Source organism: Maribacter antarcticus DSM 21422, from assembly GCF_000621125.1.
Classification (GTDB): domain Bacteria; phylum Bacteroidota; class Bacteroidia; order Flavobacteriales; family Flavobacteriaceae; genus Maribacter; species Maribacter antarcticus.
In genome coordinates this window covers 189,120-201,958 of the sequence record NZ_JHZC01000005.1, presented here as the reverse complement: position 1 = coordinate 201,958, position 12,839 = coordinate 189,120, and the positions used below count along the sequence as shown (strand labels likewise).

Below are 12,839 nucleotides of genomic sequence, written 5' to 3'. Positions count from 1 at the left end.
TAACGTCATGAAAAAAATTATACTTTACGGTATTTTTGTTATTTTCTTTTCCTGTAGTGGAGTTAAAAGGACACAGGAAGCTTTAAATTCTGGTAATTACTGGACAGCTATTACTAAGGCTATTTCCAATATTGCGGATAATAAAGATAAAAAAAGCCATCAGCCTTTTATTGTAATGCTAGAGGACGCGTTTAAAAAGAATACAATACGTGAGTTACAGCATATCAATTTTCTAAAAAAAGAAGGTAATCCAGCAAACTATGAATCAATTTTTAAAACCTACGCGCAATTAAAGTCCGTGCAACAACAAATACGGCCTTTGTTACCCTTACGCATAACAGATGAAAACAGAGAGGCGCAGTTCAGTTTTAAAAATTATGATGCACAAATAATAGCTGCTAAGGAAACCTTATCTGGTTACTTGTATAACAACGCTGCAAACTTACTGGCATCTGGTAAAACTAAAATAGACTTTAGACAAGCGTATGATGATTTGACTTATTTACAAGAAATAAGTCCGGATTATAGAGATGTAAGACAAAAGACAGACGAAGCATATCAGAAAGGATTAGATTATGTAATCGTGCAAATATTTAATAATACGGATAAGGTAATCCCAGTAAGATTAGAAGAAGAATTATTAAATTTTAATACTTATGGATTAAATAACCTATGGACAGAATATCATACAAACAAATTAACCGATTTGGATTATGATTATCAAATGGAAGTATCTTTTCAGGATATCAATATCTCTCCAGAGCAAATTAATGAGAAACAAATTATAAAAGAAAGACAGGTCAAAGATGGCTTTACCTATGTTAAAGATCAACGAGGTAATGTTGTCAAAGACAGTCTTGGAAACAAGATTAAAACGGATAATTTTAAAACAGTTCGTGCAGATTTTTATCAGTTTACACAGTTTAAAAGTGCTCAAGTAACGGGAATTGTGAACTTTGTAGACTTAAGAAAACAACAGCAGTTAAACCAATATCCATTGGCTAGTAATTTTATATTCGAACATAGTTATGCCAGCTACGACGGGGATAAACGAGCTTTGGATAACGACTTGCTTTCATTATTACAATTGGCAAGGGTTCCATTTCCAAGTAACGAACAAATGGTTTATAATGCCGGGGAAAATTTAAAAAATAATCTTAAAAACATCCTAGGTAGACAACGATTTAATTAACTACCATTGGTTGATAATACTAAAGTCCACTATACTTTGAATCTTAAAGTATAGTGGACTTTAGTATTTATAACGGTTGAGAGAACTGCAACGCTTTAAAAAATTAGGCTTCTACCCGCGCAATAGCGCTAAACTAGTTGCCATTACAGAGGACGTCTTATAGCCCTAAGTACTTGGTGGTCTATATGTATTTCTCCAATTCCAGCTCATTTATAGCGCCATGGGAATCATGAGCCACTACTACCCCATTTTTAATAATCAACATTTGCGGTGATTGGTGCATCACTTGAAACTTCTCTGCTACAGCATTGGATACATTTCTATTCGCGAGTAAGTCCAAAAAATACATATCTATGCTTTCAGCTTCTAGCGCGTAAGAACCGGTAAACATATTTAGTACCATACGGCTTATGCCGCAGCTGGTAGAATGTTTAAAGATTACTTGTGGTCTTCCTGCAGATTTAGCTGCAATATCATCTAATTGGTCTACAGACGCTAGCGGTACCCATTCAATTTTTTTACTTTGTTTAGGAGTTTCCTCATTCTTGCTTCCGAACATATTATTAAATAATCCCATACTTTTTTCTATTGGTCAACAAATCTAAAAATCCTTACAATACTGACGTAATGTCTTGTGCATTAGTTGCTTTACCGACATTATGTCGCTCACCCCTTATTGGTAAGATTGTTGCTTATTATTAGACAAAAATAACCTAAGAAACTAAACATATATAGATATGATCGGTAATAATTTCACAATAAAATCACAAGAGGCCATACAACAAGCTCAAGTAATAGCCCAGACCATGGGACATCAGCAAATAGAGAATGAGCATCTTTTTAAAGCAATTACAGAGGTAGATGAAAATGCTATTCCGTTTATGCTTAAAAAATTAGGGCTAAATCCTAACCTGATTAATCAGATTTTAGAAAAGGAGATGAATACGTTTCCTAAAGTTGAGGGAGGAGAATTACAATTTTCCCGAGAAGCCAGTAAGACTTTGAATGAAGCCAGTATTGTAGCAAAAGGGATGGGAGACGAATATGTTTCCATAGAGCATCTCTTCTTGTCCATTTTTAAATCTAAAAGTAAGATTGCACACATTTTAAAGGACCAAGGAGTTTCGGAGAAAAATGTACTTGCAGCTATTTCAGAATTACGTAATGGCGCTAAGGTTACGTCTCAAAGCGCTGAGGAAACGTATAATTCCTTAAATAAGTATGCTAAAAATCTGAATGAGTTAGCAGATAGCGGAAAATTAGACCCAGTAATAGGTAGGGATGAAGAAATTAGGCGCGTACTTCAAATCCTATCTAGAAGAACCAAGAATAATCCTATGTTGGTTGGTGAGCCTGGTGTGGGTAAAACAGCCATTGCAGAAGGTTTAGCGCATCGTATCGTACAAGGCGACATTCCAGAAAATTTAAAGAATAAGACCATATATTCATTGGACATGGGCGCTCTAATTGCAGGAGCCAAATACAAAGGAGAATTTGAAGAGCGTTTAAAGGCAGTAATCAAAGAGGTTATCAGTGCTGATGGCGATATCATCTTGTTTATAGATGAAATACATACGCTTGTAGGTGCAGGTGGCGGCCAAGGTGCTATGGATGCGGCAAACATACTTAAGCCTGCTTTAGCTAGGGGAGAACTAAGGGCTATAGGTGCAACAACTTTAGATGAGTATCAAAAATACTTTGAAAAGGACAAAGCCTTGGAAAGGAGGTTCCAAAAAATTATTGTGGATGAGCCAGATACGGAGAGTGCTATTTCCATCCTTAGGGGAATCAAGGAAAAATATGAGGCACACCATAAAGTCCGTATAAAGGATGAAGCCGTAATAGCCGCAGTTGAACTTTCACAGCGCTATATCACCAATAGATTCTTGCCAGATAAGGCTATTGATCTTATGGACGAAGCCGCTTCCAAATTACGTATGGAAATCAACTCTAAACCAGAGGAACTAGACGTATTGGATAGGAAAATTATGCAATTGGAGATTGAGATAGCGGCCATAAAGCGAGAGAATGATAAGTCTAAACTCAAGGTACTTAATTTAGATCTTGCTAATGTAAAGGACGAACGAAATGAAATATTCGCAAAATGGGAGAGCGAAAAAACTGTGGTGGATAATATCCAAAAGACAAAATTAGATATTGAAAATTTCAAGGCAGATGCAGAACGAGCGGAGCGTAATGGAGACTACGGAAAGGTAGCAGAAATACGATACGGTAAAATTAAGGAGGCACAGGAAAAACTTGTTAAGCTTCAGGAAGAATTGGCAAAACAGCAGGAGGCAGGAACCTTAATCAAAGAAGAGGTTACCAGCGAGGATATTGCCGAGGTAGTTGCCAAATGGACAGGTATTCCAGTAACGAAAATGCTTCAAAGCGAGCGGGAAAAACTATTGAACCTTGAGAATGTACTGCACAAACGTGTTGTGGGTCAAAATGAAGCTATACAAGCGGTATCCGACGCTATTAGAAGAAGTAGGGCCGGTTTACAGGATATGAAAAAACCTATTGGTTCCTTCTTGTTCTTGGGTACTACAGGAGTGGGAAAAACTGAATTGGCAAAGACCTTGGCTGCGTATCTCTTTGATGATGAAAACGCCATGACCAGAATAGATATGAGTGAATACCAAGAACGGCACTCGGTTAGCAGATTAATAGGTGCACCTCCAGGATATGTTGGGTATGACGAGGGCGGGCAGTTAACGGAAGCCGTGCGCAGACGCCCCTACTCTGTTGTACTTTTAGACGAGATTGAAAAGGCACACCCAGATACTTTTAATATCCTTCTACAGGTATTAGATGAAGGAAGGCTAACAGACAATAAAGGTCGTTTGGCTGATTTTAAGAATACCATCATTATTATGACCAGTAATATGGGCAGCCATATTATCTTGGAAAAGTTTGAAAATTCAAATGATAGTATTAGTGCCGCAGAAGATGCAAGAGTTGAAGTTATGGGGCTATTGAATAAAACAATACGCCCAGAGTTCTTAAACAGGATAGATGATATCATCATGTTTACACCACTAACCAAGGAGAATATCCATGAAATTGTAAAGTTACAATTAGAAGGAATAAAAAAGATGTTGAACAAACAAAACATTACTTTAGACGCAACTGATGAAGCAATTAGTTTCTTGGCAGAGAAAGGGTATGAACCCCAATTTGGCGCTAGACCGGTAAAGCGAACCATACAAAAGGAGGTGCTTAACAATATGTCTAAATCCCTTCTAAGTGGAGAGATTAAGACGGATAGTATTATTTTATTGGATGCTTTTGACAATACATTGGTATATAGAAACCAGAATGATTTGGTACGTTAATATGGAGGTATTATAGTTTTATTTTTGGCAAAATAGAGCGGAGTCGATAGATGTTGAACCTAATAAGTTTGATATTTTCGACCCCGTTTTTGTATTGGTATGAATGAAAGTTTTAAGAACTTTTTTATCAACAATTTATACCGTACAGTATAGATTTTTTATCTTTGTATAAATTTTAGACTAATGACCACAAAAGCCGAAAGAACTTCCAGTTTTATCATCGAGACCGTAGCACCTATATTTAACAAACACGGTTATATCGGAACAAGTATGAGTGATTTAACCGAGGCTACAGGTTTAACAAAAGGTGCAATTTATGGTAATTTCGAAAACAAAGAAGCTTTGGCTTTAGCGGCTTTTGAGCATAATCGGAGGCTACTGTTAGATGCAATAGATATAGTATTAGAAATGCAAGGAACTGCTGTTGAGAAGCTTTTTAAACTCATCGATTTTTATAAAAAATATGATATATTCACTTTAAAAATAGGTGGTTGTCCTATTTTAAATATTGGAATAGATGCACAACACAATAATAATTTGTTGGCTGCAGCATCTAAGGAAACTGTAAAGGAAATTGAAGGAAAAATCGCTTTAGTTTTAGAAAATGGAATCAATAAAGGCGAATTTAAACTCCCGGTATCGCCCTTACAATTTGCAAAACAATTGTATACGATAATTCAAGGTTCCGTGGTGATGGCGACATTATCGGGTGACCGTAAATATTTGGTAAACACGATGACTTATTTAGAGGTTCTTGTAAAGCGGGAGTTAAAAAGCTAAATAATAGATACAGTACCTAATACTGGCTGTATATTTCTATTTTCCATTGCTAAAATACATGTATAAGTTCGTTACTTTTTATTCTTTTCCTGAATCCACTTACTCATATACTTGGTACTCGCCATCGTCTGATGTTCTAACAAGCTTCCTATAAAATTTTGTATTCTATGATTTTCAAGATGGTTATGCAGTTGACTTATTTTGAAATCAAACGTATTCTCCAGAGAGGCTTTATGATACCGAGAATTTAGTAAGGCATTTCCATTTCGTTGGGCTTTTTCCCATTGGGTTCTATTTAAATACAAAGTAACAGCGGCAGTTACAAAGTCACTTTCCTCGTCAGCAATTACTCCGTTCCAATCTAAGTCTCCATGCATACCTTCTGCACCAATGCTCGTTGTTACACTTGGCGTACCAAACTGCATGGCATGTAATAGCTTTCCTTTAATCCCCGCACCAAAGCGTAATGGCGCCAGACAAACCTTAGCATTCTGTAAAACCTCGGAGACATTACTTGCCTTTCCCAGCACATTAAACCCGCTTACCGCATCATTAAACTCCAGTATTTGTTGGGGCAGATAGGCACCATAAATTTCCAACTTTGCGTTTGGTAACTTGGTTTTTATTTTTGGCCAAATATCTTTTTTTAGATATTTTATTGCATCTAAGTTCGGCAGGTGTTTTCCTCCTCCAATGAAAATAAAATCACTTCGTTCTTCAAAACTCGGTGTTTTAATCGGGATATCGTCTTTAGCTAGCATAAAAGGAAGATGCAAGAGGAGGCTTTCGTTTATTCCTATAGTAGTCCTAAGCAAGTTAATCTCGAAATCAGAAATTATGAGTGACATATCACATCGATATATACTCGCGATTTCGCGTTTGGTTTTATCGTCTTGTAGCCAAATATCGACAGTAAATGGAATCTTTGTTTTGAAACACAACTCACGCACGTAACGCAGGGAGTGCAAATCTTCAGTATCCAAAATACGCAGGGCATCAGGAGCATGTTTGGCGACCCGCCAGCCAAATTGCTCTTCTGAAAGAAATCTATCGAACAGGACGATATTAGGTTGTAAATCAGCTATAAAGTCATTGAAAGAATCGCTATTCAAAACTACCTGCTTGGTTTTTATCCCTAACGTTACAAGAGATAAGCTGTATTCATTTTCCGCAGTGGTTGCCACAAAGGTCACCTCGTAACTGCGTTCTAAGAAGTAGTTTGCTAGCTGCAGCATCCGAAACCCCGCAGCAGTAGCGTTTGGCTCCGGCCATCCCCATCCTATAATTAATAGTTGATGACGTTTATTTTTTTTTATTGGGTCGATGTTGGTTGGTTTGTAAGGTTTCAAGTTTAAAAGAGGATAGTTGTTAGAGCGCAGTGGGTAGTTTGTTAACAGCAAAACATTGCTTTAAATTTACTCACTTTATTTTTGAACTTGAACTTCCCCAGTTCACATTCTTGCAGCAAACTTTTTGGAAATATTACTACGTAATTTTCGTTCGTAGTCCTCTTCCAACCATTCCTTGTAATTTTTGGTGTTGTTCATAATACAATAAGAATATTGACGAACACGATACTGTATTTCTTCTTTTAGTTTTTTGGCTAGAATACGGGCATCAAAAACATCTTCGGCATTTTCCACGCAAATTTGGGCGTGCTGCTCTATACTTCGTTCTAATACCAGCTTGGATTTTTCACCATTGGCAAAACTTTTTTTGTACTCTGCCTTAATATCAAATTCAATCTGATCGGATTTATTAAATTCGTTCCGCAGTTCTTTCGGCATTTCATAAATAAATTCCCGTTCTATTTCCTCGTCGTTCTTAATATTTTCCAGATAAAAATCTGGAAAATGAAAAATCTCCTGCCAGTCTACTGCTGCGTTCCACATTCCAAAACGCGCAACATTATTACCCATATCAACCACAGTAAATTGCTCTTTATGAGGTAGATAGCGCGAGCCACGACCAATCATTTGAAAATATAAAGTAAGGGAACGGGTAGCGCGGTTAAGGATTATGGTTTCGACAGAGGGCTCGTCAAACCCTGTAGTAAGAATACTTACGGAGGTTAATATAGCATCTGGAGTTTCAGAGAACCATTTTAGGATTTCCTTTCGTTCTGTGGCAGTATTCTTATTGTCTAAATGTTGAATATTGTACCCTGCCTTTTTAAAGGTCTCATATACGTAACGAGAGGTATTTATTCCATTATTAAATATCAATGTTTTTGTTCCCAAGGCTATCTCAGAATATGCAGATATCAGTTTGCCCAACATACTATGGTTCCCATAGAGTTCATCTGAGGACTTAACTGTGTAATCGCCGTTTATTCCCAATTTTAAACTTTGTAAGCTAACATCGTAATTATACATGTTTGCCTTAGCTAGGAACTTTTTTCCGATCAGGGAACCAATACTTTCTCCAACAATCAACTTTTTATAGTTGTCCTTCATGGGAAGCTTAATATTGGAACTTAGCGGTGTTGCGGTTACCCCTATAATAGCTGCATTTTCAAAATACTTGAATAGTTTCCGAAAAGAATTATAGTGCGCTTCATCAATAATAACCAAACCAATATTATTGATTTCTACCTTTTCTTCTTGCAAACGATTGTTAAGAGTTTCTACCATGGCCACAAAACACTTAAACTCGTCCTGGTCACGTAGCTCCTTTACCTCGCTATTGATTATTTTATTGTTTACGCCAAATCCGTGCAGCATTTTGGAAGTCTGTGCACTCAATTCTACACGGTGGGTAAGAACTACTACCTTTTTATTTGTTTTTTCGATATACCGCCTGGCAATCTCGGAAAAAACCACCGTTTTGCCACCACCAGTAGGTAGTTGGTACAACAAGTTTGAACCATCTGGGTTGTCCTCTAAATACTTAAAAATAGTATTTAGGTCTTCCTCTTGATAATCGTACAGGGTCTTTTCAGTAGTATCTTTTGGTGATTTCAAAAAGTTGGTACAAGTTTAAGATTGAATATATAAACAAAAACCTTACAAAATTAAAAGATTTTTATGGGTAAACGAAATATTGGAGAGCAAAAAAGTAAGGAGCTAGATGTTTTGGGCTTCATATTTAAGGTTCGTATCACGCGTAAACCCTCAGTATCCCTTTTTCCTGCTTACAACGTTCATCAGCTCTTTTCCATTCTGTAGATTTTTATAGTTTTCAAGAATTTGTGGAATAACCGATTTCGTGTCGGATACACTGGCATAATGTGGAGTCATGATAATTTTTGGTTGTTTCCAAAAAGGATGTGTAACTGCTAACGGTTCTTGATGGTATACATCTAAGCAAGCGCCGGAAAGATGTCCATTATCCAATTGTGCCAGTAAATCGTTGTCTACCAAATGACCACCACGAGCGACATTTATAATATAAGCACCTTTAGGAAGTTGCTCAAACAGGACGGTGTTTAAAATTCCGTTTGTTTCTGGCGTTAATGGTAACAAGCATACCAAAAAATCTGAAGTTCTTAAAAATTTGTTTAAATCGTTGTTGCCAGAAAATGTAGTGACTCCTGCAATAGATTTTTTACTTCTAGACCAGCCCTGAACCTTAAAACCTGACTGTACCAGGTCTTTGGCTGTTAGTGCACCTAATTCTCCCAAGCCCATAATACTTATAGTAACATCTGTAATTCGCCTATAGTTTTTAGGTTTCCATACTGCTTGGGTTTGTTGCACTTTATAGGTATTAAAATTTTTAAGTTCTGCGAATATCGATGCCAATACATGTTCGCTCATGTCACCCGCCAAATAAGGGTCTACTAACCTAGTGATAGGAATGGCATTTGGTATCGTTTCATCTTCAAAAATATAGTCTACCCCTGCTCCTGCCGATGCTATACATTTCAAGTTCGGATATATGGACAAACTCCCTTCTGGGTGCTTCCAAATAAGCGCCATAGTTATATCCTCTTTAGGGTGCTCCTCTAAATAGCTGTATGTAGGTAAATCTGGATTCGCTTTTAGCAGTGCGTTTTTCCAAAGGTCTATTTTACCATCCTGTCTAATGAGTACTAGTGCCATATTAATCCAATATATCTAAGGCTCTTGAAAAATCCTCTTCAAAAGACCAGGTTTCGTTTTGTGTATGTTCATAAATCTTGAGTATGCGTTCCTTAAAATCAACCAGAAGTCCATGCTGTGAAATATAAACTGTCATTTCTAAAAAGGAATTGGACATGCTTTTATAAAAACTATCTGGAACATTGCGCTCCATAGCAAAGGTTTGTGCTATTTCTAGATTAAAACACATTACATCAGCGACCAAGCTAGGCTCCATTCCTAATTTTAAAAAATGCTTTATGTATTTCTGAGCAACGGAACGCCTCGCTTTTGGACGCTTACGTTTTACCGGAAAATACTCACTAGAAATTTTAGTCTTCGCCTCTTGCACCAATTTATCCTCTTTCGGGTTAAATATAAAGTCGTAATAGGTTTTCACATCCGGAAAACGCTCATACAAATCTAGGAGCTGTAGCTTCAATTCCTCATTGGGTAATTCTGCTACGTAGTTTTTTAAGGTTCTCTTACTCATAATATACGCTTAGTTCAAAAATAAGCTTTGCCACGAAAAAACAAGAGCTTCCTTAAAAATAATCTTAAAAGCTCATAAAATATGTATAATTAAGTCTTGTTCCTTTTGGAAAAGAGCCAATAATAATGTATTATGTTCTCTGGTAGAATTACTAACATACACACATCTATATATGAGGCAACTAAAGATAATCAAGCAGGTAACGAATCGTGAATCAAAGTCCTTGGACAAATACCTGCAAGATATTAGTAAAATAGATTTGATTACCGCAAATGAAGAAGTAGAATTAGCACAACGTATACGAAAGGGAGACCAGATTGCATTGGAAAAATTAACCACTGCTAACTTAAGGTTCGTGGTATCCGTGGCAAAACAATATCAAAACCAAGGCTTAAAGCTTCCCGATTTAATAAATGAAGGTAATTTAGGACTAGTAAAAGCCGCCAAACGTTTTGATGAAACTAGAGGTTTCAAGTTTATTTCTTATGCTGTATGGTGGATACGACAGTCTATTTTACAAGCATTGGCAGAACAGTCCCGTGTGGTACGTCTACCCTTGAATAAAATTGGCTCTATAAATAAGATAAAAAAGACATTTTCTTATTTAGAACAAGCACACGAGCGACCACCATCTGCTGAAGAAATAGCAACTGAGTTAGAAATGACAGTAAGCGAGGTGAAACAGTCTTTAAAAAATTCAGGGAGACACGTTTCTATGGATGCACCATTGCGTGAAGGAGAGGATTCAAATCTTTATGACGTGTTGCGTTCTGGTGAATCACCAAGACCAGATAATCAACTACTGCAACAATCATTAAACACTGAAATTAATAGAGCATTGGATACCTTATCCCCTAGAGAAGCAGATGTGGTAAAACTCTATTATGGTATTGGTGACCAGCAGTCTATGACTTTAGCCGAAATAGGTCAAACCTTTGATCTTACGCGAGAACGCGTAAGACAAATAAGGGAAAAAGCCATTCGTAAATTAAGACATAATTCTAGAAGTAAATTATTAAAGACCTATTTAGGGTAACACGTAGGTTTTTATAAAGAAAAAGCACCTTCTTTTCGAAGGTGCTTTTTCTTTATAAAAACTGAACACTAAACTAAGAATACGATAGCTTGCTAATATTGAAATCCACAAGGATGTCGTTTAAGTCTTGAATAAAATTTTGATATGAATTGTTGTCTTGGTTTTGATAGGCCATATTTAAAGGTTTTGGGTTAATTGGAAAAAGGATTACATATAATCCAATTCCGCTAATTCGTTAAAGCTTAAAATTTCGTTCAAATCTTGAAGGAACACTAAATATTCCTCTCCGTAGGTGTCGTAAAGCATGGATTCTTTATTGATTAGTAATTAGATTTGGGTAATGCTCAATTACACAGTAAACATAAAAGAAACACAGGCTGTGTACAATTAATTGTGGTGTACCCCTTAGTTTTTGTTGTAAACGTATCGATTGGAGTTGGTAACTGATTTCATTAGTACTCATACCCGTTAGGGTGAATAGACCATAATGGATAACCTGTGGTAAGAATCTTGGTTGCCTTATCTGAAATTTAACCTGATAGGATAGCCCTTCGATAACCGATAAAAAGAATTTACCAGAACTAAAGGCGAGTTCTTGGCGTTTTATACCAACATTCGCTTTGTATTGATTGCTATTTTTTGTCGTCGTAAACTGATCTTCAAAACGTAACCGTTTCGATTCTAAAAATAATAAAGTTTACGTCAATAGTTCTTTGTCTACGATAAACTGATTCATTTCAGTATCAAATCCTTTGCCTAGGTTCATTCCCAAATAGTTATTCCCATCTTTAAGGTAACGCCGTACCAAAAGACTATCGGATACTCCAAGCCCTTTCACTCCATCGGGCACAACAAAGGGCCTAATGGAGACATAATAGTTACCGCTGTATAATCCAAAACTACCTGTGAGAATAATTGCTTGATCTGCTACAAAAGATAAGTGTCTAAAGCCTAAGGATGCCTCCATGGCGTTGTGCAATTCTTTTACCATTTCCGCCCCTACTCTATGTTTTGGAAAAATTTCTGAAGTTGAAAACCCATAATTAAAATACCCACTAAGTGATTTATAAATTTTAGGATAGGCATCCACTTCCGCTTGTACTCCTTTAATATTAAAACACCTATTAAAGTTGATACGTTGTAAAATAACACCCCATTTTGTTTGTTTTTTGTATTCCACAGCACCATAGAACATTGGATATAAAACTTGATCGAACACTTCGCCTTCTGTATAAATCGTAAAAGCTTGCTTGCGTTATTCTACTATTTTTGTTACTTTCAATTTGTTCTGTAAGAGGTGTGCATCTCCTATCTGCTTTACTATTTCAGCTTTGAGGGCAAGAATATCCATATCTTCTTTTACATAAATCAATGCTTTATTGCCCAAGCCCAAGCCAATATGCAACTTATCTGCATATTGCTGGTTTTTTATCGCACCTATCCAAACTTCCTTATTTCGTTTTTCCTTGTTGGTTATGCTATTAAATCGAGCTCTAGCTTGGTCATATTCTTAATCCCAACTATATATTTTTACCAAAAGGCACTGCACATCTGTATGTTCTGGATACCGTGTAACTACACCTATCAAAATATCTCGTGCATCACTGCGCTTTCCTTCAAAAGCTAAATCCCTCGCGGTAAAGTAAGAAGCATCCAAATCTCCAGTATAAGCATACTCTTGACCGGTAACGCTAGTCAAGAAAAACAGGAGTAAAACGGCTGTGAATAGTGGAGTCAGTTTCAATGCATGTCTCGTTTAACTGTTGGGTTGTCTAACATGAACTCGTGTTTGCTTGCACGTTGTATTTTCTCAATAAGTAACGCATCATTTAACTGATGCTATTCTATTTGTTGTATAAGCGAACGTATGTCTTTCTGCGGATTAGTCCAAAAATCGCTATCCATAAGCGCACAATATCCATCTGTATATTCCGGGTAT

The 12,839-nt window shown here is 36.6% G+C and carries 11 protein-coding genes and 1 pseudogene; 4 read left to right on the top strand and 8 right to left on the bottom strand.

The genetic code is table 11. The features are described 5' to 3' along the window. Positions 1 to 7 precede the first annotated feature (7 nt). On the top strand, positions 8 to 1,192 hold the full coding sequence (locus Q360_RS0104370) for a hypothetical protein (RefSeq protein ID WP_027076011.1): 1,185 nt from the start codon (positions 8 to 10) through the stop codon (positions 1,190 to 1,192). A 181-nt stretch (positions 1,193 to 1,373) separates the two neighbouring features. On the opposite strand, the gene ytxJ is transcribed toward Q360_RS0104370, so the two are convergent. Beyond that, positions 1,374 to 1,769 carry a bacillithiol system redox-active protein YtxJ gene (gene ytxJ, locus Q360_RS0104365; protein ID WP_027076010.1) on the bottom strand — a complete coding sequence of 132 codons (396 nt, stop codon included), beginning with the start codon at positions 1,767 to 1,769 and terminating at the stop codon, positions 1,374 to 1,376. A gap of 160 nt (positions 1,770 to 1,929) precedes the next feature. On the opposite strand from ytxJ, the gene clpB reads away from it, so the two are divergent. Continuing rightward, on the top strand, positions 1,930 to 4,530 hold the full coding sequence (gene clpB / locus Q360_RS0104360) for an ATP-dependent chaperone ClpB (RefSeq protein WP_027076009.1): 2,601 nt from the start codon (positions 1,930 to 1,932) through the stop codon (positions 4,528 to 4,530). Between the two features lie 183 nt (positions 4,531 to 4,713). Beyond that, a complete protein-coding gene (locus tag Q360_RS0104355; RefSeq protein WP_027076008.1) occupies positions 4,714 to 5,310 on the top strand; it encodes a TetR/AcrR family transcriptional regulator in 597 nt (198 codons plus the stop codon). Between the two features lie 71 nt (positions 5,311 to 5,381). On the opposite strand, the gene Q360_RS0104350 is transcribed toward Q360_RS0104355, so the two are convergent. From Q360_RS0104350 to Q360_RS0104335, 4 genes are all read right to left on the bottom strand, one after another. Then, positions 5,382 to 6,659, bottom strand: coding sequence for a glycosyltransferase (locus Q360_RS0104350; RefSeq protein ID WP_245603186.1), 1,278 nt, complete (start codon positions 6,657 to 6,659; stop codon positions 5,382 to 5,384). Between the two features lie 102 nt (positions 6,660 to 6,761). Then, positions 6,762 to 8,273 (bottom strand): DEAD/DEAH box helicase, encoded by a 1,512-nt coding sequence (locus Q360_RS0104345; RefSeq protein WP_027076006.1) that lies wholly within the window; start codon positions 8,271 to 8,273, stop codon positions 6,762 to 6,764. A gap of 150 nt (positions 8,274 to 8,423) precedes the next feature. After that, on the bottom strand, positions 8,424 to 9,353 hold the full coding sequence (locus Q360_RS0104340; protein ID WP_027076005.1) for a 2-hydroxyacid dehydrogenase: 930 nt from the start codon (positions 9,351 to 9,353) through the stop codon (positions 8,424 to 8,426). 1 nt (position 9,354) lies between these two features. Beyond that, a complete protein-coding gene (locus Q360_RS0104335; RefSeq protein WP_027076004.1) occupies positions 9,355 to 9,864 on the bottom strand; it encodes a DUF6155 family protein in 510 nt (169 codons plus the stop codon). 172 nt (positions 9,865 to 10,036) lie between these two features. Here Q360_RS0104335 and Q360_RS0104330 point away from each other — a divergent pair, with 172 nt between their 5' ends. After that, positions 10,037 to 10,900: a sigma-70 family RNA polymerase sigma factor gene (locus Q360_RS0104330; RefSeq protein WP_027076003.1), complete on the top strand. Its 864-nt coding sequence runs from the start codon at positions 10,037 to 10,039 to the stop codon at positions 10,898 to 10,900. A gap of 697 nt (positions 10,901 to 11,597) precedes the next feature. Here Q360_RS0104330 and Q360_RS24435 read toward each other — a convergent pair. The 3 genes and pseudogenes from Q360_RS24435 to Q360_RS24430 all read right to left on the bottom strand — a co-directional run. Further along, a pseudogene (locus Q360_RS24435) lies at positions 11,598 to 12,140 on the bottom strand (YaiO family outer membrane beta-barrel protein); the annotation flags it as partial. A gap of 15 nt (positions 12,141 to 12,155) precedes the next feature. Continuing rightward, positions 12,156 to 12,287: a hypothetical protein gene (locus Q360_RS26930; RefSeq protein WP_262493199.1), complete on the bottom strand. Its 132-nt coding sequence runs from the start codon at positions 12,285 to 12,287 to the stop codon at positions 12,156 to 12,158. A gap of 123 nt (positions 12,288 to 12,410) precedes the next feature. Further along, complete coding sequence (locus Q360_RS24430; protein WP_156950002.1) at positions 12,411 to 12,644, bottom strand: hypothetical protein; 234 nt, start codon at positions 12,642 to 12,644, stop codon at positions 12,411 to 12,413. Positions 12,645 to 12,839 lie beyond the last annotated feature (195 nt).

Coding starts and splice junctions, on each gene's coding strand:
- Q360_RS0104355 (WP_027076008.1), top strand. CDS start 4,714: ATGACCACAAAAGCCGAAAGAACTTCCAGTTTTATCATCGAGACCGTA.
- Q360_RS0104340 (WP_027076005.1), bottom strand. CDS start 9,353: ATGGCACTAGTACTCATTAGACAGGATGGTAAAATAGACCTTTGGAAA.
- Q360_RS0104335 (WP_027076004.1), bottom strand. CDS start 9,864: ATGAGTAAGAGAACCTTAAAAAACTACGTAGCAGAATTACCCAATGAG.
- ytxJ (WP_027076010.1), bottom strand. CDS start 1,769: ATGGGATTATTTAATAATATGTTCGGAAGCAAGAATGAGGAAACTCCT.
- clpB (WP_027076009.1), top strand. CDS start 1,930: ATGATCGGTAATAATTTCACAATAAAATCACAAGAGGCCATACAACAA.
- Q360_RS0104370 (WP_027076011.1), top strand. CDS start 8: ATGAAAAAAATTATACTTTACGGTATTTTTGTTATTTTCTTTTCCTGT.
- Q360_RS0104330 (WP_027076003.1), top strand. CDS start 10,037: ATGAGGCAACTAAAGATAATCAAGCAGGTAACGAATCGTGAATCAAAG.